The sequence below is a fragment of the Phycisphaerae bacterium genome (assembly GCA_018003015.1).
Classification (GTDB): Bacteria; Planctomycetota; Phycisphaerae; order UBA1845; family PWPN01; genus JAGNEZ01.
Genome location: JAGNEZ010000001.1, coordinates 246,040 through 272,925, shown reverse-complemented (window position 1 = coordinate 272,925; position 26,886 = coordinate 246,040). Strand labels below are relative to the sequence as shown.

General features: G+C 64.2%; 16 protein-coding genes. 7 read left to right on the top strand and 9 right to left on the bottom strand.

The genetic code is table 11. The features are described 5' to 3' along the window. Positions 1-21: 21 nt before the first annotated feature. The 9 genes from KA354_00915 to KA354_00875 all read right to left on the bottom strand — a co-directional run bounded on the left by KA354_00915 (position 22) and on the right by KA354_00875 (position 13,599). Positions 22-729: an amidohydrolase gene (locus KA354_00915; protein MBP7933180.1), complete on the bottom strand. Its 708-nt coding sequence runs from the start codon at positions 727-729 to the stop codon at positions 22-24. Next, positions 726-3,626 (bottom strand): DUF4861 family protein, encoded by a 2,901-nt coding sequence (locus KA354_00910; protein MBP7933179.1) that lies wholly within the window; start codon positions 3,624-3,626, stop codon positions 726-728. The genes KA354_00915 and KA354_00910 overlap by 4 nt, the downstream gene beginning before the upstream one ends. Before the next feature lies 1 nt (position 3,627). Further along, positions 3,628-4,926, bottom strand: a complete 1,299-nt coding sequence (locus KA354_00905) for an aspartate aminotransferase family protein (protein ID MBP7933178.1) — start codon at positions 4,924-4,926, stop codon at positions 3,628-3,630. A 126-nt stretch (positions 4,927-5,052) separates the two neighbouring features. Continuing rightward, positions 5,053-6,081 carry a Gfo/Idh/MocA family oxidoreductase gene (locus KA354_00900; GenBank protein ID MBP7933177.1) on the bottom strand — a complete coding sequence of 343 codons (1,029 nt, stop codon included), beginning with the start codon at positions 6,079-6,081 and terminating at the stop codon, positions 5,053-5,055. Continuing rightward, entirely contained in the window at positions 6,078-7,772 is a 1,695-nt protein-coding gene (locus tag KA354_00895) for a hypothetical protein (GenBank protein ID MBP7933176.1), read from the bottom strand. The genes KA354_00900 and KA354_00895 overlap by 4 nt, the downstream gene beginning before the upstream one ends. A 51-nt stretch (positions 7,773-7,823) precedes the next feature. Next, entirely contained in the window at positions 7,824-9,728 is a 1,905-nt protein-coding gene (locus KA354_00890; GenBank protein MBP7933175.1) for a hypothetical protein, read from the bottom strand. An 11-nt stretch (positions 9,729-9,739) separates the two neighbouring features. Beyond that, on the bottom strand, positions 9,740-10,402 hold the full coding sequence (locus KA354_00885) for a GntR family transcriptional regulator (GenBank protein MBP7933174.1): 663 nt from the start codon (positions 10,400-10,402) through the stop codon (positions 9,740-9,742). A gap of 236 nt (positions 10,403-10,638) precedes the next feature. After that, on the bottom strand, positions 10,639-12,042 hold the full coding sequence (locus KA354_00880; GenBank protein ID MBP7933173.1) for a sigma-54-dependent Fis family transcriptional regulator: 1,404 nt from the start codon (positions 12,040-12,042) through the stop codon (positions 10,639-10,641). A gap of 153 nt (positions 12,043-12,195) precedes the next feature. Continuing rightward, positions 12,196-13,599, bottom strand: a complete 1,404-nt coding sequence (locus KA354_00875; GenBank protein ID MBP7933172.1) for a HAMP domain-containing histidine kinase — start codon at positions 13,597-13,599, stop codon at positions 12,196-12,198. Between the two features lie 230 nt (positions 13,600-13,829). Between KA354_00875 and KA354_00870 the strand changes: the two genes are divergently transcribed. From KA354_00870 to KA354_00840, 7 genes are all read left to right on the top strand, one after another. Next, on the top strand, positions 13,830-15,983 hold the full coding sequence (locus tag KA354_00870; GenBank protein ID MBP7933171.1) for an acetylxylan esterase: 2,154 nt from the start codon (positions 13,830-13,832) through the stop codon (positions 15,981-15,983). Between the two features lie 39 nt (positions 15,984-16,022). Continuing rightward, a complete protein-coding gene (locus KA354_00865) occupies positions 16,023-17,174 on the top strand; it encodes a hypothetical protein (protein ID MBP7933170.1) in 1,152 nt (383 codons plus the stop codon). A 397-nt stretch (positions 17,175-17,571) separates the two neighbouring features. After that, positions 17,572-18,729: a Gfo/Idh/MocA family oxidoreductase gene (locus KA354_00860; GenBank protein ID MBP7933169.1), complete on the top strand. Its 1,158-nt coding sequence runs from the start codon at positions 17,572-17,574 to the stop codon at positions 18,727-18,729. 224 nt (positions 18,730-18,953) lie between these two features. Beyond that, positions 18,954-19,826 carry a ribosomal RNA small subunit methyltransferase A gene (gene rsmA / locus KA354_00855; protein ID MBP7933168.1) on the top strand — a complete coding sequence of 291 codons (873 nt, stop codon included), beginning with the start codon at positions 18,954-18,956 and terminating at the stop codon, positions 19,824-19,826. Between the two features lie 17 nt (positions 19,827-19,843). After that, complete coding sequence (locus KA354_00850; GenBank protein ID MBP7933167.1) at positions 19,844-21,859, top strand: glycoside hydrolase family 97 protein; 2,016 nt, start codon at positions 19,844-19,846, stop codon at positions 21,857-21,859. A 412-nt stretch (positions 21,860-22,271) separates the two neighbouring features. Then, entirely contained in the window at positions 22,272-24,275 is a 2,004-nt protein-coding gene (locus KA354_00845) for an alpha-galactosidase (GenBank protein MBP7933166.1), read from the top strand. Positions 24,276-24,406: 131 nt separating this feature from the next. Next, positions 24,407-26,839, top strand: a complete 2,433-nt coding sequence (locus KA354_00840; protein ID MBP7933165.1) for an NPCBM/NEW2 domain-containing protein — start codon at positions 24,407-24,409, stop codon at positions 26,837-26,839. Positions 26,840-26,886 lie beyond the last annotated feature (47 nt).

Below are 26,886 nucleotides of genomic sequence, written 5' to 3'. Positions count from 1 at the left end.
TAGCCCTGCGGTTCGCGAACCTCACCGCCGGTGAACTCCGGGAGCAACGGCCGCCGGGCACGATTCGCCCGGCCGGGCCGTGCAATTCGGCACCTTCGTGCTGGCTTTTATGCAACTGGGGGGTAGAATCCGCTCCGGCCCCAGCACTTCGACGGCGTGCTCCAGCATGCCGCTGTCGATCTGAGATGTACCCGTGTCCAGGTAGAGGTTCGGATGACGGCCCGCGACCTCGACTGCCAGGTGCCAGTTGCCGAACGCGTACGGCTGACCAGCCATGTGCGCCATGATGATGCGGATTTCGGGCACGCGGGCCATGAGCACGTCGCATTCGCTCGGCGTGAAATGCCCGAGCACGGGCAGCTTGAGCTCGGCCGCGGTGGCCAGGATCGCGGTCGAACTCGCCTCCGTGATCGGCGATTCGGGATGTGAGTACATCTTCACTCCACGCATGCCGTAGATCTCGACGCACCGGCGAATCTCGTCGCAGGCCGTCCGGCCCAGGCGATGGTTCGGAATGGTAACATAACCAAGCAGCCGGTGACCATAACGAGTCAGTTCACTCCCCAGCGCGTCGTTGCCCTCACGCATGTCGTAGAACAGGGCCGTAACGTGGGTCACGCACAACAGGTCGATGCCGACCCTGTCGGCAATGTCGATCAGCGTTGGCGCGTCCGCGTCAATCTGAAGGAACTGCGAGGGCCCGATGTGGACGTGACCGTCGATGATCATGGCGCTTCCTCAGGGTCCCCGATCTCAATCCGCGGCGGATGATGCAGCAGCACGGCCAGTTCTCTCACCTCCGCTCGCCAGTTGTCGATCGTCGGGGCGTTCGGGTGTTGCCGGCCGCGGCGCCAGTCGCCCCAGATCCAGTAGGTCAGCTTGCAGTCCTCAACCAGGCGGCAGCACAACCGGCGTTCGGCGGGCAGGTCCAGGACGTCATGCACTTGGCCGGGCGGTACGATGATTGCCATACCGATCTCCCCGATCACCTCTTGCTGCACACCCCACGTGCCCATGCAACCGGTCGCCCGATCGGCGAAGACCCGCTCCCGGGGAAGCTTCACCAGGCCGGGCGCAAGACGCAGACCCGCGCCGGGCCGGGAGAGTGACACCTGGATCTCACTCTCCTGCCGTTCAGCATAGATCACGGAAAGAAGCCGTACCGCCAGGTCCGGCTGCTCCGGCAACACGTTCGTCGCGACAACCTCGACCGCGGCCCGCACCGGGCCCTGAACCACCTGCCTCTTGACGAATCTCACAGCGCCCTTGCCGGCCGGATTCTGCACCAGGAAATCCCTATCGCCCTGATACAGCGCCAGGCCGCCGATGCCGGATGCCTCGCCTACGTGCAGGGCATCGATGCCCCACTCGACCTCGCCGTGGTAACTCTTGCTTCCAAGATGATCGTAGATGAGCCGGTCAATCTTCTTGCCGAAGAAGTCGAATTGGCCCCAGTAGGAACGATAGGCGACGCGGGTGTTTTCCCAGCCGATGTTCGGTGGAACCCAGTCCTCGGCCGTACCCGTCCGCCGCGGGAAGGTGCGTCCGGGACCGCCAGACCTGGTGGAGTAGACGTAGTACGTCACCGCCGCATTCGCTGGAACGTCGACCAGGAAACTGATCTCATCGCCGACCGACGCATCAAGGGTGTCCACCTGGTGTGGAATCTCACGCCAGTCGAGCCAACGATCGGGCCCCACCACCGCGCAAGCAGGGATGAAGTCCTTCGCGACCGCCTTGACGTGCTTGACCGGGATCGCCACCGGCCAGTTCGGCTGCGGCCGACCGCCGGTGTTGTCGATCCGGATTGGAATGCGCGCGGCGTAAGGTCCGAACCGCAAGGCCGCGCCAAATGCCCCGGGCTTCGCGGCGGGGGCGATCTCCGCGGGCTCGGGATCGAGCCGGGGAATGAGCGCCGCCGCCTTCCGGTAGTCACCGGCGGCATAGGCCTGCTCCAACTCGGCCCACCGCGGGTCATGTCCCAAGTCGTCCCGGAGGGCAAGCAGCAACCGGTCGCGCACCAGATCAACGTAGAAACGGGCGCCGCCAGGGCTTTTGCGGATGGAAGCCCCCAAACCGGCCTCTGACATCCAGGATTCCAGCTTTCGAAGGAAGAACGTCTCCGCCGGGTCGGCCTTGGCAGAAGCCCTGGAACGTAGGCCTTTGGCCGCGTCAATGAACGTCTGGCTGTCAGCCAGGACGCGAACCAGCTCCGGCCGGTAGGCGTCGACGATCCTGCGGAAACCGGGTTCAATCTCCAGGACGCCCTTAGCCTGCATCGGCCACAAAAACTCCGCGGTTCCATCCGCGTCGAGATCGAGCTGACGCTGGTCGAAGATCCCATCCCCGTTCCTGTCGAGCCACGTGTACCTGGCGTCCACCTTGCCGTCGAAATCGAAATCAACCTCCAGCCAGCCCTGGTTTGCGCCCTTGAGGTGCAACCGGTGATCCGCCGGGTGGCGGTAGAGTCGCATGGGGCTGGCCGGGCGGAGAGCGATCTCATTGCGCTTGTTGAGAACGCTGCAGGATGGCCCGCCGATCTGCGGAAATTCCTTGGACGAGTGGGCGATGATTCCCTCCCAGCGCTCATGCGGGTCCTTGGCCACGTTCTCCTCGGTGTTGGCGTTCATTTCGTCCCAGGTCAAGCAGGCCTTGTGCCACGGGGTACGGACCGCAAGCGGCTGGGCGGCCTCGCGCTTGAGCCAGGCCTGGGTGGGAATGCCGCGCAGCTTCATGCTCGCCGTGACTGCGCCGGAGAGCTTGACCGGTTTGTCCTTCTCGGCCACGGCGGTGATGGAGAAGTCGTAGTCGTGCGTTCGCCGGCCGGAGGCGTCGTCGTCGGCATCGAAACTGTAGCGGATCGCTCGGATCTGGTCGTCGATTCCCTCGATCCGCAGGACGACCTCGCTGCACCGGTCGCCGTCCGGATCATAGAACAGAAAGGGATTCTCGAAAGCCGACGTCCAATGACTGCTGCCCGCCGTCAGGCCAAAGGCCACGAACGACTCGTCGCCGCTGAAGTGGCAGCGATACTGGCAGCGATCCTGGTAGTACGTGTAGTCCTGATCGTACCAGAGCAAGTTGTCGTCGCCGTCATCGCTGCCCCACCAGACGCGAAGCACGTCCCTGCCGAAGTACGGGTGGCTCGGCATGTAGAAGTAGAAGGCCGTCTCGTCGACGTCGTTGTCGGCGTCGTTGTCCTGGTAGTCGAGGGCGACGTCAACCTCGCCATCGGCCCGCCAGTCGGCAATGTAGAGATCACTGTCCAGATCCGGCCCGCCGTCCTGGTCCAGATCCCCGTCCTCGTCGATCGCCCGAACCAGCAGCGGCCGGAGCTGGGCCGAATGCCTAACGTGAGTGTCGATAAACCAGGCTTCGTCTTTCTTGCCATCGCCATCGCTGTCGAGGAGCAGCCGCTGCTCGGTCGGCAGGGCCCTGACTTGGGCGACAATCGCCGGATCGAACTTGACCCGGTCGCCAAACACGCGCTCGAGAAGCCGCTGCCGGGCATCTTGAGCCACCGCAACCGCGCCGGACAGCCCGACCAGGACCAGAACCGTCGGCAGGCCAACCGCGGACCATCTCCGGTTGCCCCCCGATCGCTGACTGCTGACCGCGCTTCCCATCTCACACCTCCTTGACCGCCTCGGCCACCGCCCGGAGAGTCTGGTCAACGTCCTCCTGCGTGTGGGCGGTGGAAACAAACCACAGCCCCTCCGGTAGGGTGCGTACCCCGCGCTCCTGCAGGGCCAGCCAGAATCGAGCGTAGGCTTCTCGGTCCCGGCCCAGCGAGGTGCGATAGTCGACGATCCGCTCGCGATCATTGAAGGAGACAAAGAACGCGGTCGGAAACCCCCGCACATGGACGTCCTTGCCGGCCTTCCGGGCAAGGTGCTCGATGCCGCGCATGAGCTCGTGACCCATGTCGTGGGCGTGTTCGAGCAGGGCACCGTTGTCAGCCCCCAGCGTGGTCAACGCCGCCAGCGTGGCCGCCATGCACGGGGCGTTGCCGTTATAGGTTCCCGCGTGACTGATCGACAGGTCGCCGAAAGCACGCAGGTACTCCTGCTTGCCCGCGACGGCGCTGACCGGGAAACCGCCGGCCATGCCCTTGGCAAAGGTCGCCACATCCGGGGTGACGCCAAAATGCTGTTGAGCCCCTCCCAGGCTGACCCGGAAACCGGTGATGACCTCATCAAAGATCAGGAGGGCACCGTCTCTTGTACATAGCTCGCGCAGACCCTCGAGGAAGCCCGGTTCAGGCATGATGCCGCCGCAATTGCACATGATCGGCTCGGTCAAGATGGCGGCGATCTCGCCGCGGTGCCGGTTGAAGGCCGCCTCCACCAGGCAAAGGTCGTTCCATGGCCGCACGACAAGGTTGTCGGCGTCGCTGGGCACCTGGCCCTTGCTGCCGGGTATCGCCCGGGGCGATTCGCGCGGGCCGGCAGCATCGAGCGCGGGGGCGGCACTCCACATCTCGTTGTCGAACCAGCCGTGGTAGTGGCCCTCGAAGCGAAGCACCTTCCGCCGGCCGGTCACGCCGCGCGCCAGCCGCATCGCCCCCTGCACCGCCTCGCTGCCCGAGTTGCTGAACCGGACCATCTCCGCGCAGGGCACCATCGAGCAGAACTTCTCCGCGGCTTCAATCTCCAGAAGATGCTGGCCCGCGTACATCAGGCCGCGATCAAGCTGCTTCCTGACCGCCTCCAGCACGCCGGCGGGCGAATGGCCCAGCAGCAGCGGCCCGCGGGCCAGCACATAGTCGATGAACTCGTTGCCGTCGGCATCCCAGACGTGCGAGCCCCGGCCACGATCGTAGTACATTGGCTGCGGCACCCAATGGGCCCGCACGTTGCTGTGAATGCCCCCGGGACAGGTCCGGCAGGCCCGCTCGTATAGTGCGCGTGAATGGTCGAAACGCATGCCACACTCCAAACCCGGAGCCGCAGGGCCGCCCTCCCCAACCGCGGGGACGCCGGCGGCCCGCCGGTCGAACTTCCCCAGGTCACGCCCCATGTCAGGACCGCATCGCTCCGTCCGCACCTCCCTCTACGCCAATACAACTTCCTTGCCGCTCCTGGCGGATTCGTACGCCGCCAGCGCTGCCGCCACCGCCTGCCGCCCGTCCCAGCCGGTCACCAAAGGAGGACGATTTTCGATGCACGCGTCAATGAAGTCCTGGCATTGGCGGGTATAGCTTTCCAGCCGCACCGGATCGAGGAAGCCCTTGCCCTGCCAGTCGATCGGAGCCTGGGTTTCCACCACCTCCCACGGCCCGCCTCCCACGGACAGACGCAGCTCACCATAGGCGTCGAGGTCGATCAGACCCCGTTCGCCAACGATGCGGGCCGCAAATTGAGCCCTGGGGAATGAGGGCCGGGGCATCTGGAACGAACTCCACAGGCTGGCAAAGGCGCCTCCGCTCATGGACATGACCACCATGGACGTGCCCTCAACCTTGAGCCCGGGCTCGAAACTGCCGCACTTGGCGTACACCGTCTCGATCTCCTGACCGGTGAGCCAGCGGATGGAGTCGAAGTTGTGGATGCCATGCCCGAACAGCGTGCCCAGGTTCTCGACCTCACTCTGCCACTTGGGGAGCGTGCCCACCCCACCGCCGTTCAGTTGGGTCGAGGCGATCTGCTGGATCCTGCCGATCTGGTCGTCCGCAATGATCCGCTTGGCTCGCATGTTGCAGATCCGCATCCGCTGCGTGAAGGCGATCGAACTGTGAACCTTGTTCTTGCGGCAGGCGTCCAGGATCGCGTCGCACTCGGCGACCGTACAAGCCATCGGCTTCTCGATCAGCACATGCTTGCCGGCCCCGGCCGCGGCAATCGCCTGCTCGGCATGGAGATGGTGCGGCGTGGCGATGAACACCGCGTCGATGTCCTTGCGGGCGATGAGGGCCTCGAACGACGGCTCCAGGTCTATTCCGTAATCCTTGGCCAGTTGCCCGGCCCGCGACCCTGCCGCCACCGCCCTGAGGCGGCCGCGGGCACAGTACTTGGAGAGAGTCTCCGAGTACGTGCGTCCCATGAAACCCGATCCGACAACGCCAATGCCGATGTCACTCATGATTCTCGCTCCGCTTCCTTCGATTCACCGCCCGATTGCCTCATCCAGATGACGCCCGGTACGAAAAGACCAATGGCAATAAGCAGATTGACGATCCAGCCGGAGCTCCACGGCACAAAGGGCATGACCAGCAACAGCAAGAGCGCTATCGCGATCGTCGACAGGCCGACAATGCGAAACGGCGAAGGACCACCCCTCTCCGCAGCCAGTTCCTCCGGAGAGACCGCCGCATCAAGCCTGCGAAACACACCGTCACGTCCTCGCAGCTCCGGCTCGCTGGGAGTCACCAGCAGGCTCACCACCACCATCTCAATGAGCGTGGCGGCCGTGGTGGCCGCCGCGATCTGGTAGTCTTTCAGACCGCAGAAGAACAGCCCCAGCCCCACGCCCAGACCGCCGAGGAAACCCGCCAAGGCTCCGGCATTCGAACACCGCCGCCAGAGAATCCCGGCCAGCATGGGAATCGCAATCGGCGGAGACGCGACGCTGAATAGCTTGACCATCCAGCTGAAAAGAAGGTCGTTGCCGATGAGATACGCAATGCACAGCCCGATCGCGATCGGCACCAGGCCGACGACCAGCGTACAGGCCCGCCCCACCGCAACGAGCCGCCGCTCGGACGCCCGGCGGTTAATCAGCCTGTGGTAAACATCGTTGGTCAGCACCGCGGCCACCACGTTATAGTCGCCGCTCAGCGTGGACATCGTCGCCGAAAACATCGCCGCCACAACCAGACCCAGCAGGCCGACGGGAAGCAGTTCCACGCACAGGGCCGCGTAGATACTCCCCGGAACCGCATCGGGCATGAACTGCCGGGCACACATCGCCGGAATGAAGTAGATCGGCGTGCCCACCAGGCAGAGAACCGCCACCAGATACCCGACTTTCCGGGCCTCTCTCTCGTCGCGCACACAGTAGTACCGCTGCACCAGGCCAAAACTTGTGTTGTAGTTGCAGACCAGCAGCAGGAACCACCCGCCGAGAAACCACCAGCTGTGATCAGGCGCCGCGGTCAGACTGAAAAAGCCCGGCGGAGCATGGTGCACCAGGCCGCCGAGCCAGCCCACACGGACCAGGGCCATCGGCAACAACACCGCCGCTCCCGCCAGCATGACCACAAATTGCACAAAGTCGGTCACCGCCACCGCCCACAAGCCGCCCATGAACGTGTACGCCAGCGTGATCAAACCGGTGCAGGCAATGCTCTCCCCAAGCCCAAGCCCCACGCTCTTGGAGAGAAACAGCCCCGTCGCGTAAACCTTCAGGCCGTCATCCAGCATGCGAACGATAACGTTCGCCCAGGCAAACGTCTGGCGCAGACCAAGACCGAAACGCTCCTCCAGATACTCGGCAGGACTGTTGATCCGAGCACGTCGCCAGCGGCCGGATAGAACGATCGCGCCGATCAGCACGGCCGGAACCACCGCCCACCCCACCGTCACCGCCACCAGACCTTTGCGAAAGGCAAGCTCCGAATAGGCCACAAAGAGAAACGCGCTGAAGCTCGTCATGTAGAACGACACCCCCGAGAGCCACCAGGGAATCTGATGACGCCCCGAGAAGTAGTCCGACATGCCCTTCATGTGGCCCCAGAAGTACGCCCCGACGCCGAGCATGATCACAAAGTACCCGACAAGGATGAAGTAGTCCGGCCCGGCCAGATGACTCGATTCGCCCGCCGCCAGCAGCATCAACCTACCGCCTTTCGTTTCACCCACCGGCCGTTCGCGCCGGGCGCGAGATCATCGCTCCGCCTTGCCGCCCCCCTCCGTCCGGTCCAGCAGCGGTGAGCGCTTCAGCTCGGCAATCGCCGCCTTCACGCTCGTAAGATCGCCTTGCCCCCAGGCCGCATCCAGCCTCTCTAGCGACCGCACCAGTTGCCAGGCGGTCTGCGAATTCGCCGTCGCCGCCCGCTGGTCCGGCTTCAGGGGGCGCAGATCGTCCATCCTCGCACCGGCCAAGACCTGGCCGGCCACCCCACTCAACGACCGTCGCAGAGACTGGTAGTGCAGCTCGCACGCGACATCCAGGGCGTAACGCCGGTATCCGGGCGGCCCGGCTCGGGTCGCGCCGGCCAGCCCGGCCGGCATGACCCAAGGGTGAACCTCGCCCATGGCCTCGAGCAGCATGACACTGCTGGCCGTCGCCTGCGGAACCACCTCCTCCAGGTAGAAACGCCGCAACCACCGCTCGTCGAACGGCAGGCGTCGGACCTTCTCGTCACCCACCGTCGAAACCCGCACCGGCAAGGGGTCCCGGCCGTCGTACACCTCCCACCGGTCGAAGTAACCATTCCCGTCGGTGTCGTACATCCGGATCTCACCCAGACTGCCCAGTCCCGCGAAATGCCCCCGCTGAATCCAGCCCTCCTCGGCTCCAAACAGGTGAACCCGCCCGTCGACTGCGCTGTAGTACAACGCCCGGCGGTTGCTGGGCCTGCTGCTCCATTCCCGACGCACGTTCCACCGCTGGCAGGGCCCGCCGGTGTTCTCCATGAACCGCCGCTCCCAGATCCAGAAGACGCCCTCCCATCGCCAGTCGTCCTTCTGCTGCTCTCCGTAGCCGATCGCGATCGTGTCGTCGTGCTGCTCATGCCAGCTGAAACCCGTTTCCCGGGCGGCATAGTGATCGCTCACCGATCGAACCCGATCATACGGAACCACGCACGTCACCTGCGGCGGACGACGTCTCGGGTTGACATGCCGCATCCCCGCAAACGCGTACGGCGCCGCCCCGACCAGGTTGAATCCGCAGTCGTAGTGCAGCGGCGTCTCCTTCCCGCTGAGGTTGTCGATGTCAAAGCTGTAGCGGATGTTCACCACGCCCATCCGGTCCATTCCCGGATCCCACGACCCGGAGAACTGATTGTTCGCGTAGTCCGGATGAACGCCGGGATCGTAGCCCAGCGGCACGGCGCTGAACCGGATGACCACTTCACTGTAGCCGTCGCCATCGGTATCGTAGAAGGCGAACGGACACTCCGAGATCGGCGACCAGGTGCCCTTCACCGGATTGAACTTGTTCATGTAGATCATGTTGTCGCCGTACGGGTCCGCTTCAAAGAAGCTCGGACCACCATACTCGTAGCCGCGCACGCTCCACATGCGCCCGTCACCGTCAAAATCCCTGCCGAACCAGCAGTAGTTGAGCCGCCCGCCGACGTAGTACCGGATGTCCATTTCATCCGCGGCGCCGTCCCCGTCGTCGTCCATGTAGTCCACCATGCGATCCGGGACGCCGTCGCAACCGTAGTCGGCCACGTAGCAATCCGAATCCTCATCCCCGCCGGTTCGAAGGCTGCCGTCGGTGTCATCGTCAAGGATCCAGACAAGAGCCTCAACCTCCTTGCTGCGGTTCTTGATCCGCTCCCGCCGAACCAGCATGTTCCCGCCAGCCGGTCCGTTCTCCTCGATCATGAACCGCTCGCCGACGCCGAGTCGCATCGCTCGCGGCCACCATGGCTTGCTCCGGAGGTCCAGCGAACCATCGCGGCTCATCGCTGTCTGGCGCATCCACCAGGGCCCGCGATCATCCTGGCCGGCACTCAACCCCACCGCCGGACCTGCCAGCCCGGCGCAGCCCGCCGCGCCCAGCCCTAAACCTCCAAGAGCTAGCACGAGGTGTTCGGCCACTCTCGTCCAACGCATGCGCACAACCCTCACTCCCGGCTCGCCAAGTGCCGGACCTGTTCCAGAGTGATACGCAAATGCCGTTGCAGCAGTCCAAGCGCCTTCACGGTGTCGCCCCGGGCGATCGCCTCCACCATCTCCGCGTGCTGGTCGCGACCGTCGCGGTATCTGGCCATCGCTCGTTGCGTCCGGCCGAGCATGAAGCACTTGCCTTGCTCGACGAGGGTCGCGAACAGCTTGCTCAGCCGGCGATTGCCGGCCATCTCCACGATGATCAGGTGAAACCGGGTATCAGCCGCCAAGTACGCGGCGAGATCCTTGCCCCGCAAGGCAGCTCGAATCCTCCGCTGGGCCTCCCGGAGTGCCTTGAGGTGCTCCCCCGCGGGGCGGGGCATGGCTTTGCGCAACGCCGAGGTCTCAATGAACTCGCGAAGCTCGTACAGCTCGACCAGCTCCGCTTCGTCCAGGGCCCGCACAAAAGCCCCACGATACGGAATCGTCTGCACCCAGCGCTCGTTTTCCAGCCGTCGCAAAGCCTCCCGGATCGGAGAGTTGCTCACCCCCAGAATGCGGGCGAGGGCGTCGATCTTGAGCTGGGCCCCCGGCGGAAACTCGCCGCTGACAATCAACCGGCGAATGACCGCATACGCCTCGTCCACGAAATTGACACGCCGGATTGGTCGGGTGACCACGGTCGGTCCTCAGCAGAGTCGGAAAGCTGAAAGGAAATCGTGCACGATATATTATCCACAATCGCCCCGCGGTCAAGGCCTCGAGCATCGCCCTTCGCCTCCCACCCGCCCCATCTCCGCAGGTCTCGGGTGTTCAAAAAGCAGTGCCAAGAAAGCGACTCAACGATTGCTCAGGGTCGTTGGAGGGGGGCACCAGGCGGGCATGGCTGTCGAACGGCCGTGATCGGACGCCCGGCTCAGTCTCCGTCGGCCTGCGGAGTCTCCGTCGAAAGACCATACTTGACCATCCGATAACGCATTGCTTCCCGCCCGATGGAAAGAAGCCTGGCCGCAGCGGACACGTTGAAGCCCGTCCGCCGCAACGCACGTTCGATCAAAGACCTCTCCAACTGCTCGAGATCGATGGGGCGATCAGCGTCAATGGCTCGCTCCGCCCGCCGAATGGGATCGGCCAAGGCCGGACGAGGCAGATCGGCCGCCTCGATCGTCGAACCGCCGATGCTCAGGGCGGCACTCTCCAGCGCATGCTGAAGCTCGCGGACGTTGCCCGGCCAGTCGTGGCCGCGAAGGGCCTGCCGAGCGGCCTCCGAAAGAGCCAGGTTAGCCATCCCGTACTTGGCCCGAAGCTGGGTCAGGAAATGATCGGCCAGCAGGAGCACGTCGTCACCACGCTGCCGAAGAGGAGGCAGCTCGATCGAGACCACCCGAAGCCGATAGTAAAGGTCCTCCCGAAATCGCCCGGTGGCCACAAGCTCGGGCAGACCACGGTTGGTCGCGGCAATCAGCAGCAGATCGAACGGCCGGTCCCGCGTGTCGCCGATCCGCCGAATGGTGCGCGTCTCCAGGGCTCGCAGCAGCTTGGGCTGCAGGTTCAGCGGCAGGTCGCTGATCTCGTCCAACAAGAGCGTGCCCCCGTCCGCCGTCTCGAACATGCCCGGCTTGTCCACGGTGGCCCCGCTGAATGAGCCTCGCTGATGGCCGAAGAGCTCCGACTCGAATAACTCGGTCGGGACGGCACTGCAGTTGAGCCCGACAAACGGACCCGTGCGGTGCGGCATGGCCGCGTGAATGTAGGTGGCCAGCAGATCCTTGCCAGAACCGGTCTCCCCGGTGAGCAGAATCGTGGGCATGCCACCGCTCGCCGCGGCCGCAGACCGACCCGCCAGACGGGCAATCTGTTCGCGAATCGCCGCGATCGCCTGGCAGCCACCGATGAACTGGACACTCCGCAACCGCCCGTCTTGGGCGACGCGAAACTGCTCCAGTCGTCGCCGGGCCTGCGAGGCCAACCAGAGCTTGTCCACCGTGACCGTCAGAACATCCAGATCCACGGGCTTGGTCAGAAACTCCGACGCCCCGCGCTTCATGGCGTCGACGGCCACCTCGACGCTGCCGTATGCCGTCACCACCACGACCTCGATGTCCGGCGTCGCCCGCTTGATCTGATCCAGCAGGTCCAGCCCATTCACGCCGCCCAGACGTACGTCGAGAAGCATGACCTGTGGCTCGAACGCCCGGACTTCGCCCAGCACCTTCTCACCCAGGTAAACGGCCTGGACCTCGTGCCCGGCCTCCGCCAGAGCGTCACTCATGGCACGGGCCAGACTCTGTTCGTCCTCAACCACAAGCACGCGGGGCATAGGCTGCAACACCACAAGCCAAGATCATGCGTCGAAACACCAGCTCGTCAGAGAACATCACTCCGGTGAGAAACCCGCCGGAGCCTGGAAACGGAACACCTCGCAAGCGGCGAAGCCCGATTGCCTTCGACCTCACTTCTCGCCTCTCGCCTCTCACCTTCCACTCCCTCCCTTTGTATCTCCATTCCCGATCATGGGCAATTCCACGTACACACTCGCCCCGCCTTCGGGGTTGTTCTCCGCATGGGCGGAACCCCCTTGACGCTGCAGGGCCTGTCGAGCCAGACCCAGGCCCAGCCCCATGCCCCGCTGCTTGGTCGAGTAGGAGAACTCGAAGATCCGCTCGGGAGCGTCCGCCGGCAGACCACAGCCGTGGTCCCGAACCGTGATTCGGCACTTCTCCCCGGCCGGCGACGATCCCACCCGTTCGGCACGAACCTCGATCACCTCACCCAGCGGCGAAGCTTCAATCGCGTTCGTCACCATCGCCACCAGGGCCTGCTCCAGCGTGGCCGGATCGTGAATGCACGCCAAACCCTCCTCCGGCGCTGCCACGGTCAACTTGAGCTCCTTGGCGGTCACCTCCGCGGCCAGGGCATCCCGGACCCGCTCGAGGGTCGGCACGACGTTCATGTTCTGGGCAGGCGTCGGACGCTCCTTGGCCACCTCCATCAGCCCGGCAATCCAGTGATTCATCCGGTCCACTGAGGCAATCAATTCCTCCATCCTCTGCCGGGTCTCAGGTACGTCCTTCTGGTGCCGCGCGGTCAGCTGCGCCGTCGCCCGGATGCTGGCCAGCGGGTTGCGGAGATTGTGAGCCAGCTGGGCGGCAAACTGACCGATGGTCGTCAACCGCTCGGAGTCGATGAGCTGCTGCCGCATAGCCCTCAGCGAGCGGTGGGCGCGATCCAGGGCCTCGGCCAGGGCGGCCATCTCCCGCGGCGAGGTCAGCAGCGGTTCCCGGGGCGACTCGTCCCGCGCCAAAGCCTCGACTTGGCGACCCAGCCGCTCCATCGGGCGGAGCAGCCACCGCTTGATCAGCCCCGCGATCACCGCCACGTGTAACACGGTCAGCACCAGCACCACACTGAGCAGAATTTGCTTGCGCAGCTCCTGCAGGCTCGCTTCGCCCTGGAGTCGGAGCAGATTCTCGTCAACCAGCTGCGAGTACATCAGCAACGCCCCGCGAACGCCCGGAGCTTGCTCGGCCGCATCCTCGGCCGGAGCACTCCGCCACCTCTGGAATCGAAGGCTCAGCGTGATCAGAGCCTGCCGGAGGTCATCCACGTTGCGGTAATCGGCCACTTCGCTCAGCTTGATGTTCTGACCGGCCAGCAAGTTCTCGAAGTCACCGCCGACGGCGTCGGTCAGCGGCTCTCCCCCTCGAGGAAGAACGGACTGAAGCTTCTGGGCGCCCAGGGCAATGTCCCCGAGCGGCTGCAGTGCCCCGTAGATCCGCCGGGCGGCCTCGAGTTCGAAAATGGCCACCCCCACGGTGGCCGCACTCAGCAACACCACAATCAGATAAACCAGCAGCAGGCGATGACGCAATGTCATGGCGCCTCTACGGTAGCAGCAACGCCCACCCGAAACAACGGGTAACCGCCCGAGCATGGGTTGTTTGGCCGTTAGCCGACTGCGCGTTAGACTGCAGGCCGGACCTCCGCCCTCTGGCACCGATTCACCCGACGGCCGGCGGCTAGTCCATCGCCTGCCTCATCGCAGCGCAGAGTGGCTATCGCCAGCCGATGCCGGCGCGAGGACCGACCGACAGGGGGTAATCACTCATGACCGTCCATTCCCGCTGTTACATCATCGTGCTCATGACGACCATGAACGCCCACGCTTGGCCGGGCCATGACTGGCAGAAGTGGAAGGAGATCACCACCTGGACCAGACCGGATGTCACCTGTAACCAGGCGGGAAGCAGAGAACTGGTCCCCGTGCTTTCAATCCGCGGCCAGACCAGCATGGTCATCGACGAAATCAAGGCCTGGGAGCAGAAGCGGGCCGAGATCAGTCGGACCCTTCAGCAAATCATGGGCGAATCGACCAGCCTTCGGTCCGAGCCCCCCGTGGTCGACCTGCTCAGCGAAGAGACACTCCCCGATCACGTGCGCCGACACGTCCGCATCCACAGCGAGCAGGATGACTGGATTCCCGCGTACCTCCTCCTGCCGAAGGATGCTCCCGACGTTCCACGGCCGGCCATGATCTGTCTGCATCAGACCGTCGCCCAGGGCAAGGAGGAGCCGTGCGGGATGAGCGGCAGCCCAGACCTGGCTTTCGGCCTCGAACTGGTTCGCCGTGGCTTCGTGTGCATTGCCCCCGATGCGATCGGCTTCGGCGAACGCATCCCCCCAGGCACGCAACCCTATCACGACAGCCTCGCTTTCTACCGCCGTCATCCCCGGTGGTCGTTCATGGGCAAGATGATCTGGGACGTCTCCCGCGTGGTCGATTACCTCGAAACGCTCGACCGCGTGGATCGGCTTCAAATCGGTTGCATCGGCCATTCACACGGGGCCTACGGCTCGATCTTCGCCGGGGCGTTCGAGCCACGCATCTCCCTGGTCATCGCCAGCTGCGGCTTCACCACCCTGCGCGCCGACCCGACGCCCGAACGTTGGTCCCACCTGACCCCTCTCATGCCCCAACTGGGCACCTATCTCCCCGACGTGGCCAGCATCCCCTTCGATTGGCCCGAAATCCTCGCCCTCATCGCCCCGCGGCCGCTGTTCGTGTGGTACGCTACCCAGGACACGATCTTCCCCCACGCCGACAACCTCGATGCGGTCCTCGAGGATGTCGTCACCGCCTATCGCTTGTACGGCGCCGGTAACGAGCTGGCCTGGAAGGCCTTCGACGGCCCCCATAGCTTCCCGCCCCACGGGCGATCGCAGGCCTATCGCTGGCTGGAAGAGCGGTTCTTTCCTATCGGCGACTTGCATCCAGTCCCCGCCGACCTCAAAACCTGGAGACAGAAACGTGAGTTGGTCCGGCGCGTCATCATGCGAACGCTCGGACAGCCTGTCGAGAATCAGACCTCTCTGCACCTTGAGACCCTCGCCGTTGAGCAACTCCCCAGGTACGAACGCCGGTTGATCGAGTACGACGGCGACGGCAGAGACCGGATCAGGGCCTATCTGTGCATCCCCCGGCAGGCGGCCCACCCAGAGCCGGCCGTGCTCGTCTTCCACCAGACCGTCAAGCAGGGAAAACGGGAATCGGTCGGCCTCGAGGGTTCGCCAACTCTGGCGTTCGGCTCGGATCTGGCCGAGCGCGGATACGTCACCTTGTCCCCCGATTCCGTCACCGCCGGCGAACGCGTGGGCAAGTACGGCCCGTTCGATACCCGCGGACATTACCTTCGGCACGGGACGCAGTCGGCCATGGGCAAGATGCTGTTCGACGCCGAGCAGGGGCTGCAGGTGCTCCGCGAAACCCGCCAAGTCGATCCCTCACGCCTCGGCGTTATCGGCCATTCGCTTGGGGCAGAAGAAGCCTTGATGCTGGCGGCATTCAGCCCCGAGGTCAGAGCAACCGTGGCCAGCTGCGGATTCGCGACCTTCAAGGCCGACAAGGAGCCCCTGCGCTGGGCGCGCGATCATTGGTTCAGCTACATGCCAACGCTCCGCCCCGTCTTCCTTCAAGGCCGCCAGCCTCATTGGGATTGGGACTGTGTCATCAGACTCGTCGCTCCCCGGGCCCTCTACCTGCACAACACCCTCAACGATGACATCTTCACCGAGTCGGTAAGTGCGTACCAGGCAGGCGAGGCGGCCCGGGCATGCTGGAGGCTCCACAACCAGGGTGAGCGGCTGACCAACGTGCTTAAGCCCGGCAAGCACGCGATCGCACCGGAGACGCTGAAGGAGATCTACGCATGGCTCGATCGCGAGTTGGCGTCGATCCCCACGCCGATTGGCGAACGGAAATGAGGGCATGACCCTGAGGATCGTTGAAGGAAGGATGATACCGTGAATCTGCTCCAGCCAGTATTCGTGTCCGCCCTTTCCATGTCCGCAACGGTGCTCTGCGGCCAGACGGGTCCCGCGACCGCCCACACCCGGCCTGCCAGCACCCCCTCCGCGGATCGGGAATGGCTTGTCAGTCGTTTCGATGCGTGGATCACCAGGCGAGTCGACGCCGCCGTTGCCCGGCCAGCCAACAACGACGCCGGCGGAATCGCCTGGGGGATGAGCTACCAGCTCAATGCCCTCGCCCAGATGCTCGAGGCCACCGGCGACCCCAAGTACGCAGGACTGTTCACCCGCCTCGGCGATCACGTCGTGGCCGCCCGTGACGATCACCGCAACCTGACCGACGAACTGCGCAGGCGAGTGGTGCCGGCCTGGAGTTCCACCAGGTACAGCAAGGGCCGGCGGAACGCGTGGGCGGTACACACCGGCATGATCGCCGAGCCGATGGCCCACTTCGCAGTCACCGTGCGGGCCGAAGCCCGCCTGCACGAACAATTCGCCGGGGACGCCGACCGGTTCGCCGGCGTCGCCGCCGAAAGCGTGGCCGTCCACGACGACGAGTACCGCGAAGGTCCCGCGCCTGACGAAAGCTACCTCTTCGGCCTGTTCCTCGACAAGCCGTTGCCCCTCAACCAGCAGAACGCCCCGGCCCGGGTCTGGATCCGCCTGGCTCAGCTCACCGGCGAAAAACAGTACACCGAACGCGCAACCCGGCTGGCCCGCTTCATGAAGAACCGTCTGCGGATCGGCGCCGACGGGGCCTGCGAGTGGGCCTACTGGCCCGGGTTGGACGGCCCAGGCACGGCCTTCGAGGACGTCTCCCACGCGGCCATCAACGCCGACTTCCTCACCCTCTGCTACGAACGCAAGATCGTCTTCCAGAAAGCCGACGTCGATCGCGTCGCCCGGACTCTTCTGGCTCGGGTGATGGTCGCCCCAACCACCGTCTCTGACACCTTGAGCGGCAAGGGCAAGACCAACACCTATGCCTACGCCCCCTTCACTTGGGGCCGCCTCGCCCGCCACAGCCCCCAGGTCCGCGACCGACTCCTGGCTTACGCTCGCCATCGAGCCGGCCAGGGCGAGCCCTCAGACAGCGAACTCTGCGGCCTCGCCTACCTCGTCGCGGCCCTGACAGATCGTCCGTGAATGGAGTACCCCGGATTTCAAACGGCCGCTCCTCCTGGTGACCGCCCCCGGCAGGGAGAGCGACCACCCGTCCCTTTGGCTCATCAGTCTCTTCTGCATTGGGTCCGTTCAGCTGATGTGCGGGCACCCCCTTTCTCGTCAATCACTCGGGGGGTGACCGTCCCCTCTTCCGATAGTTGACGATCCGCATATTTTGAACTCTTGGATGAAACCCAAAGCCGACCGGCAATCCGCTCAGGATCGGCGCCATCGAGACGGGTGACGAGATCCGCACGGTGCTCGCCCGTCAAGCCACAGACCGCTTGTCGCCCTCGCCCCGCCCGGTTACGATAGGCCCGTTCGTTGTACGAAGTCCGTTTTGGCTCGTCCTCGCCTTTTCGTCAGAAGGAGATCTTCGATGGCTCTCAAGCTCACACGTCGCCAGTTCGTTCGCAGTTCCGCCGCCGCCGCCACAATCACGGCCCTGTCCTCCGGCGGAGTCGCCCGCGGGTTCCCGGCCAACGAGAAAGTCCAGCTCGGCTGGATCGGGTGCGGCGGCCGCAGCAGCGGACTCATGCACCATATGATGAACAGCGTGCCCGACGCCAAGGTCGTCGGCGTCTGCGACCTGATCCCCGAACGCATGGAAAAGGCCAAGGCTTTCTGGAAACGCGACAACCCCAACGGCTATCTCGACTTCCGCAAGATGTTCGAGAAAGAAAAGATCGACGGCGTCATGTGCATCACCCAGATCTGCAAGCACGCCGAGGTCGCCATCCCCGTCCTCGAGGCCGGCTATCATTGCTTCGCCGAGAAACCCATGGACAAGGACGTGCCCGCTTGCGACGCCCTCACTCACGCCGCACGCAAGGCCTGGAAGGGGAAGGGCAAGTTCTACCAGATCGGTACCCAGCGTCGCTGCCATCCAACCTACCTCAAGTGCATGAAGGAAATCCACAACGGCCTCCTAGGTAAGGTCACCTTCATGCAGGGCGGCTGGCATTGGTCCAGCGACCCATCGGAGGCCCCCTCGGACTGCGACGGCGGCCGATTCATCGAGCAGGCTAGCCACCACACCGACGTCATGGCCTGGGCTATGAAGGACATCGCCCCAGTTCGGTGCGTCGCTATGGCCTCTAGCCAGAAGGACAAGAACCCCTCCTTCTCCGAGACCCACTCCTCGACCACCTTCCAGTGGGCCGACGGGACCCTCTTCTCCTACACCCACCTCTGGCTGCTGCCCGGTAAGTACGACGCCGAAATCCTCACCGTGTTCGGGGAGAAGGGCGCAGTAGACCTCAACGCAGGTAAATACTGGGGACGGGACGAGAAGAACAAGGACCTCGGCGAGGCCAGCGGCAAGGCCTGGGATCGGGGCACACCCGAGGAACTGGCCGACTTCGTGCTCAACATCAAGACCGACGCCAAGCGGCTGCCCAACGCCAACGTCGAGACCGGCCGAGTCTGCAGCCTGATGTGCATCATGGCCCGCATGGCCATGGTCAACGCCAAGAAAAACGTCTACGAGCCCTCGGTCGTCACCTGGAAGGACCTCGGTTCGACCACGGATCTGTGACCGGCTGGCTTACGCACCCGCAACCATCTGTCTTTTCTGCCGACTGTTCAGCCACCGGGTTCGGATGCCGCTGTTCAATCGGCTGTTCGCTGACACAACGCTGACCCGCGAGTACCGCCGTTCTCGCGAGCCGGAGGTTCGCTGCACGCCCTGAGCGACCATGAGCCCTGCCCGAATCGCCAGCCGCTTGTCCCTCCATCGAAACCGCCGTAGCCTGTGGCCCCGTGGCCCAGACCAAACATCAGATCCAGGCCCTCCTGACCACCGCAGGCATCCGGCCGCTCAAACGGTTCGGCCAGCACTTCCTGATCGACGGAAACCTGATGCGGAAGCTCGTCGCAGCGGCCGGCATCCGCTCCGACGACGTGGTGCTCGAGGTCGGCCCGGGAACCGGCTCGCTGACCCAGGAACTCGTGGCCCTCGCGGGCCATGTGGTCGCCGTCGAAATCGACAACACTCTCCAGGCAGTCTGCCGCCAAGTGATCGGTCCAAGCGACCGCTTCACGCTGATCCATACCGACGTCCTCGAAAGCAAGAACCGCATCGCACCGGCCGTGGGCAAAGAACTCGCCGCTAGGCACCAGATCCTCGGCGGGAGAATCGCCTTGGTCGCCAATCTGCCCTACCAGGTCGCCACACCCCTGATTATCAACCTCCTGCTGCACGAGCTCTCAGTCTCGCCCCTCTGTTTCACTGTTCAGGCCGAAGTCGCCAACCGCTTCTTGGCCGCCCCCTGCACCAAGGATTACGGGCCGGTCAGTATCAGGACCCAAGCCTTGGCCACGACCGAGCGGGTGGCGAACGTCCCCCCCGAGGCCTTCTGGCCGGTGCCGGAGGTCGACTCGGCCATGCTGCGGATCGACCGTCATTCGGATGCGCCCATCTCCCCGGCGGTCCAAAACGAACTGAACCGGCTGGTCCACGGCTGCTTCAACCATCGCCGCAAGACCCTCCGCTGGAGCCTGCGAAATCTGTTGAACCAGCGGCAGCTCACCCGTGCTGAGCAGGATGGCCGGTGGGACCTGTCGCTTCGCCCGGAGTGTATCCGGGTCGCCCAGTGGGTGGCCCTGGCCGGTTTCTGTGCGACGGAGAGTTAGTTTGCGGAGAATGATCCATGCACCGTATCTTCCTCTCTTCGGGGTTCGTTCTTGTGGGGCTCGGCTTCGCAATGGTGTCCGCCAGGGCGAGAGCCGATGCGGTCAAACCTGTGACCGTGACCTCGCCCGGTGGCCATGTTCACGTGCAAATCTCGCTCCATACGGCTGGCCAAGGTGGGGCGGTGCCTCGATATCGGGTGACGTTCAAAGAACGTCCGGTGATTGTCGACTCTCCATTGCAGATTGACCTCGCCGACGGCACGAGGCTCGGATCGGATTCCGTGATCGAAGGCGCGCGGACGACAACCATCGATACCGAGTACCGCCAGCATCCCGGCAAGCGAAGTCGGGTTGTGGATCACGGTTTCGAGACGGTGATCTCGTTGCATGAACGCAGAGAACCCGTCCGGAAGTGGGAACTCGTTGTGCGCGCGTACGACGAGGGTGCCGCGCTTCGCTATCGTTTCCCACGCCAGCAAGGCTGCGACTCCCTCGTGGTTGCGAGCGAACGCACCGGAGTCGCCTTCCCAGAGGGCACGATCGCATTCGCCCTCCCGCTGAACAGCTTTACGACGCCGTACGAGAAGCGCTATCAGCGCAAGCTCGTCGCCGAATTGCCCGCCGATTGGCTGCTGGGCCTTCCACTCTTGGTCGAGGTGCCGGGAACCGCATGGGCCGCGGTCACCGAGGCCAATCTCACCGATTACGCCGGAATGTACTTGGCCCGGCAGTCCGGCACCGGCGCGGCACTGGTCAGTCGCCTTTCTCCGTTGCCGGAAGAGCCCAAGGTCGCGGTGCGGGCCACCCTGCCCCACGATTCCCCTTGGCGAGTGGTCCTGATTGCCGATAAGCCCGAGAAACTGATCGGGTCGGACCTGCTGCTCAACCTCAACGCCCCCTGCGCAATCAAGGAGACCTCCTGGATCAAATCGGGAAAGACGACGTTTCCCTGGTGGAACGGTTTCTATGAAGAGAACCTCCCTTTCAAGTGTGATCTGAACACCGCGACCGCCAAGTACTACATCGACTTCTGCGCCGAGGCGGGAATCCCCTGCCACTCGCTTGATGGCCGGAATGATCTGGCTTGGTACGGTGGCCCCATCGGTTATCAGGGCGCAGACCCGACCAAAGCCGTGGATGGACTCGATATTCCTGAAATCCTGCGCCACGCCAAGCACAAGGGCGTGCGAATCCGCTTGTGGATGCACTGGATGGCCGCCCGCAATCACATGACCCACGCTTTCCCCCTCTATCGTGAGTGGGGCATTGAGGGCGTCATGGTCGATTTCATGGATCGCGACGACCAGCAGATGGTGCGGTTCCTGCACGATCTGCTCAAACTGGCAGCCGAGAACCAGTTGACCGTCACTCTTCACGGCGTGTCCAAGCCAACCGGTCTGGAACGTACCTTCCCCAACCTGCTCACCAGCGAGGCGGTCCTCAGTCTGGAATACGACAAGTGGGACAAGGTCGGCGTGCTTCCTGAGCATGAGGTCATGGTCCCGTTCACCCGCATGTTGGCCGGTCCGCTCGATTTCCACCAGGGTTCATTCCGCACCGTGCCGGTCGCCAACTTCAAGCCGCGCAACGCGGCCCCGCTGATCATGGGTACACCCTGCCGAACACTGGCCAGCTACGTGGTATTCCAAAACCACCTGCCCATGGTCGCAGACTACCCGTCGGCCTATCGCGGCCACCCGCTGACGCCGGTACTGGCCCGTATCCCTACCACTTGGGACGACACCATAGGCTTGGCCGGTGCGCCAGGCGAGTATGTCGTGGTAGCCCGCAGATCCGGTAGCGGCTGGTGGATCGGAGCCATGACGAATCGGGAGGCACGGGAGATCGAAATCCCCCTTGGATTTCTGGGCGGCGATCGATACCACGCAGCGATCTATCGGGACGAGCTAACCGCAGCCCACGGTGTTCAGATCGAATCAAGAAGGGTGAAAGACGTCCATCCGATTCGTGTCCGGCTCGATCCAGGAGGTGGCTGCGTCATGAACCTGCTGCCACTCACCGCCAATCCCTAGCAAGTGGCATCCCACACACACCGCGTTCCCCGTCCTCCTCGACGCGGTAACCATCCCGTGTGCAACTCCCATACGCTCCCCGGGAAGAAGACCAGACTACGGCTGACACCCCGTCGCCCTGGATGTCTTTAACATATTGGTTATTATGAAGTTGTGTCTGTCTACCGCTTCCGGTCGACAGGGCACCGGCGATCTCCTCCTGCGCATGCGTCCGAGAAAACGGCGGGCCGGTGCGTCCGTCCATCGACTCCGGCGCTATAAGTTGTAAGATGACTGATGTCTGTCCCTCCCCGGATCAGGACGGCCGGCGCTGATCTCCGGGTGCTCGGGACCGCAACGGCCACCGTTCGCCGAAGCCTCGGCCGGCTGCTTCGGCGGATCCCGCGCCCAGGCAACGGAAAGGAATGAGGTCATGCACACGCGTTCAGCAGCGGTTCTGGCGTCGATTGCAGTGCTTGTGTCTGCACCGCCGCCCTGTTGGGCGGTGAAAGTGACCCCTGGCGAACTCGCCCGCGCTCGCGAGTGGGCCGTTGCCCACTTCGGCAATGGAGAGAAGATCCCATCGGCCGAGCCCCCGTTCTCCTTCACCTGTGCCGGCAAGCCAGCGGCCGAGTGCATCAAGTCCTGGAAAGCCGAACGTCGCTCCACCATACTCGACCACGCCAGGACCGAACGCACCATCACCTACACCGACGCGGCCACAGGACTGGTGCTCACCTGCCGGACCGTCGAGTACCGCGACTTTCCGATCATCGAGTGGGTCCTGACCTTCAAGAACACCGGCGCCGCCGACTCCCCCATCCTGGAGAATATCCAGGCTCTTGACGCGAGCTTCATTCGCTCCGGCGACGGCGAATTCACCCTTCATTCGATCAAGGGCGATACGTGTGCGGCCGACAGCTACCAACCCTACGCCGAGACCATGGGGCCGGGCTTCACCAAGCGTATGGCTCCAGGCGGCGGCCGGCCTACCAACGGCCAGTTCCCGTTCTGGAATGTCGCCACGCCAGGCGGCGGATTCATGGTGGCCGTCGGCTGGCCGGGCCAGTGGCTCGCTCAGTTCGATCGCCAAGGCCAAACCGCTCTACGGATCCGCGCGGGTCAGGAACTGACCCACTTCAAACTCCAGCCCGGCGAACAGCTCCGCTCTCCGCTCGTGGTCCTCCAATTCTACCAGGGCGACTGGATGCGCGGACAGAACCTCTGGCGAAACTGGATGGTCGCCCACAACATCCCCCGGCCAGACGACAAACCCGTCCCGACACACTACGGCGCCTGCTGGAGCGTCGATCTCCACCCTGACGCGGCAAGCGAGCTCGCGGTACTGAACGGCTACATCCGCGAGAAGATTGACCTGGATTTCTACTTCATCGACGCTGGCTGGTACCCGGGCAAAGGCAACTGGTTCGAAACCACCGGCACTTGGGAGGTCGACAAGACACGGTTCCCGAACGGCATACGGGAAGTCTCCGATCATGCCCGGGCCAACGGCATGCAGTTCGTGCTCTGGTTTGAGCCCGAGCGGGCCTGGGCGGGAACTTGGATGGCCGAGAACCACCCCGACTGGGTGCTCGGCGGTAAAGGCGGGGGGCTCGTCAATCTCGGCAAACCCGAGGCCTGGAAGTGGGTCGTCGAACGCATTGACAGCCTCATCGTCAGCGAAGGCGTCGATGTCTATCGCCAGGACTTCAACATCGACCCGCTCGGCTTCTGGCGCGGCAACGATTCCGAGGACCGCCAGGGCGTCACCGAGATCAAGCACGTCGTCGGCTACCTGGCCTACTGGGACGAGTTGCTCCGTCGTCATCCTAGACTCTGGCTGGATTCCTGCGCAAGCGGCGGCCGGCGCAACGATCTCGAAACCCTCCGGCGAAGCGTGCCTCTCCTGCGAAGCGACGCTTACGGCGACACGATTACCCAGCAGTGCCAAACCTACGGCCTCTCGCTGTGGATTCCGTACCACGGGTCCGGGCAGGGAACCAGCGATCCATACTGGTTCCGAAGCTGTATCTTCCCCGCGTCACGCGTCGGGTGGGATACCCGCAAAACCGACCTCGACTACGCGCTGCTCCACAAGATGATCGCCGAGTTCCGCAAGGTCGAGCCGTACCTGCTGGCCGACTTCTACCCCCTGACGGCGTACAGCCTCGAGAAGACCGCCTGGATCGCCTGGCAATTCGATAGGCCCGAATCCGGCGGAGGGATCGTGCAGGCTTTCCGCAGAGAGGCATGCCCGGAACCATCAACGACGCTCAAGCTCCGCGGACTCGATCCCGAGGCCCGCTACGATCTCACCAACTTCGACGGCGGCGAACCCCAACAGATGCCGGGCATGGACCTGCTCGAAAATGGCCTCAAGGTCACCGCCTCCAGTCAGCCGGCAGCCCTGATCTACCGCTATCAACGTCGACCTTGACCCAGGGGGTTAAAAGTTCCTGAAGGAGGCTCAATATGTTGGCTCCCCGTTGCTCGAGAATCGCTACGCTCCTCTGCGTCGCAGGCGTCTTTGTTTCCCATGCATGGGCAATACGGCCCACTGTTGAGGAAATGGCCCAGCGCGACGCTTGGGTACGCGCCCACCTCCCCGCCCAATCGTCTGGACTGTCGCCGGCGCCTGAATCAGCGAAGCGGTCCCAGCCCGGCCTGACCGCCTGGACCAGTCTGGGCCCAACGTTCTGCAACCAGCTTCCCACCCTGCCCATGCAGATCGCCGACCAGAAGTTCGAACACGGCCTCTTCTGCCACGCCCCCGGCCGCGTGCGAGTGTGTCTGCCCGGACCGGCTAGATCCTTCGCGGCGGTGGTCGGTATTCTCACCAACGCCGCTTCCCAGGGCGGTAGCGTCATCTTCTCTGTCGACGTCGGCGAGAAGCGGCTTGTCTCGTCTCCGGTCATGCACCGCGGCGAAGCGGGCAAGTTCGTCACCGCGGAGCTGGACGGGGCCCAGGAGTTCATCCTCTCGGTGGGATGCGCCGGCGACGGTCTCAGCAGCGACCAAGGCGTCTGGGGCGACCCCAAGGTCACACTGGCCGACGGCAAGGAAGTCTACATCGCCGATCTCCCCCTGTATGACGCTCTGACCGCCGAACGTCTCGGTACCGTGCCGCCCTTCTCCTTCACCTACGGCCAGCAACATTCCGACCAGTTGCTGCCCACCTGGACCTTCAGGGAAGATCGCGACACGTCGGATCCCGGGAAAACCACCCGCGTCCGCTCTTACACCGATCCGAAGACCGGTCTGGTCGCACGCCACAGCATCACAGAGTACGCCAGTTTTCCAACCGTCGAATGGACGCTTGCCTTCAAGAACACCGGCTCGGCCGACACGCCGATCATCGAGGGGATCCTCCCGCTCGATTCCCGCTTCGAGCGCGGTGAGGACGGCGAGTTCCTGCTGCACTACGCCGTGGGTAGCCCCTGTCAGCCCAACGACTACGAGCCGCTCGAAGTCCGGCTGGGGCCGAAAGCCGCCCAACGCGTCAACACCGCCGGCGGCCGCCCGACCAATACGCATCTGCCCTATTTCAATATCGAGACAGGCAGGAACAGCGGCGTGATCGCGGTCATCGGCTGGTCCGGCCAGTGGGCCGCGCAGTTTACCCGCGACCACGGCAACAGCCTCCGCGTCACCGGCGGCCAGGAGGCGACCTCCTTCCGCTTGCACCCCGGCGAGGAAGTCCGTAGCCCGATGGCCGTCCTGCAGTTCTACAAGGGCGATTGGATCCGATCGCAGAACGTCTGGCGGTCATGGATGATGGAATGCAACGTGCCCCGGCACGACGGCAAGGTACTCCAGCCATTCATCTACGGCTGCACGGGCAACTCCTATCCCGGCCTCAAGACCGACGCCGCCACCGAACTGCAGTTCTTCGAGAGCTACGCCAGGGAAGACCTCCTTCCTGACTACTGGAACCAGGACGCCGGCTGGTATCCCTGTGGCGACGGCTGGTGGAACGTGGGTACCTGGGAAGTCGACAGGACCCGTTGGCCCAAGGGCCTCCGGCAGGCCAGCGACTGGCATCATGCCCACGGCGTCAAACAGATCGTCTGGTTCGAGCCCGAAAGGGCGGCCGCCGGTACCTGGCTGACTCAGAACCACCCGGGATGGTGTTACGGCGGCCCCGGCGGGGGACTGATGAAGATCGGCGATCCGTACTTCCGCCTGTGGATCACCGATCGCGTCGATCAACTCCTCACCTCCGAGGGCATCGACTTCTACCGGCAGGACTTCAATATCGACCCGCTGCTGTACTGGCGAGCCGCCGACGCCGAGGATCGGCAGGGCATCGAGGAAATCCGGCACGTCGAAGGTTATCTGGCCTTCTGGGACGAGTTGATCAAGCGGCATCCGAAACTGTGGATCGACTCGTGCGCGTCCGGAGGCCGGCGCAACGATCTCGAAACGCTTCGCCGGGCCGTGCCGATCCTGCGAAGCGATTACGCCGGCAACCCCAAAGATCCCAACTATGACGTGCTCAGCCAGCAGAACCACATCCACGGCATCAGTCTCTGGATGCCCTATCACGGCTCCGGATTCGAGCACATCGATCTGTATTGGGCTCGCAGCGTCATGATGGGGCCGATCGTCGGCATCGGCATCGATACCCGGAAACCAGATTGGGATTACGATCTGACCCGCAAGATCCGCAGGCAGGTCAAACAGGTCCAGAAGTGCTACCTCGGCGACTACTGGCCACTGATGCCCTACAGCAAGGACGCCAACGCGTGGGCCGCGTACCAGTTCGACCTGCCCGACGCCGGCGAGGGCGTCGTGCATGCCTTCCGCAGGAAAACATGCCCGGATTCGTCCATCGCCCTTAAGCTCCGTGGACTCGATCCTGAGGCCCGCTACGTGTTCCAGGATATCGACGGCGCCGAACCGCGCGCGATCAAGGGCCAGGAGCTGCTCGAAACCGGACTGAAAGTGACCGCGGCGAACCCGCAGACCGCGCTGCTGTTCACCTATCGTCGCCAGCCATGAGGCCCACGACGGCGTTGTGGGATTACCCGTGGCCTCAACTGCGATAG

Bases quoted from the DNA above. Each gene is read 5' to 3' on its own strand.
- KA354_00915 (MBP7933180.1), bottom strand. From the start codon at position 729: ATGATCATCGACGGTCACGTCCACATCGGGCCCTCGCAGTTCCTTCAG.
- KA354_00910 (MBP7933179.1), bottom strand. From the start codon at position 3,626: ATGGGAAGCGCGGTCAGCAGTCAGCGATCGGGGGGCAACCGGAGATGG.
- KA354_00905 (MBP7933178.1), bottom strand. From the start codon at position 4,926: ATGCGTTTCGACCATTCACGCGCACTATACGAGCGGGCCTGCCGGACC.
- KA354_00900 (MBP7933177.1), bottom strand. From the start codon at position 6,081: ATGAGTGACATCGGCATTGGCGTTGTCGGATCGGGTTTCATGGGACGC.
- KA354_00895 (MBP7933176.1), bottom strand. From the start codon at position 7,772: ATGCTGCTGGCGGCGGGCGAATCGAGTCATCTGGCCGGGCCGGACTAC.
- KA354_00890 (MBP7933175.1), bottom strand. From the start codon at position 9,728: ATGCGTTGGACGAGAGTGGCCGAACACCTCGTGCTAGCTCTTGGAGGT.
- KA354_00880 (MBP7933173.1), bottom strand. From the start codon at position 12,042: ATGCCCCGCGTGCTTGTGGTTGAGGACGAACAGAGTCTGGCCCGTGCC.
- KA354_00875 (MBP7933172.1), bottom strand. From the start codon at position 13,599: ATGACATTGCGTCATCGCCTGCTGCTGGTTTATCTGATTGTGGTGTTG.
- KA354_00870 (MBP7933171.1), top strand. From the start codon at position 13,830: ATGACCGTCCATTCCCGCTGTTACATCATCGTGCTCATGACGACCATG.
- KA354_00860 (MBP7933169.1), top strand. From the start codon at position 17,572: ATGGCTCTCAAGCTCACACGTCGCCAGTTCGTTCGCAGTTCCGCCGCC.
- KA354_00850 (MBP7933167.1), top strand. From the start codon at position 19,844: ATGCACCGTATCTTCCTCTCTTCGGGGTTCGTTCTTGTGGGGCTCGGC.
- KA354_00845 (MBP7933166.1), top strand. From the start codon at position 22,272: ATGCACACGCGTTCAGCAGCGGTTCTGGCGTCGATTGCAGTGCTTGTG.
- KA354_00840 (MBP7933165.1), top strand. From the start codon at position 24,407: ATGGCCCAGCGCGACGCTTGGGTACGCGCCCACCTCCCCGCCCAATCG.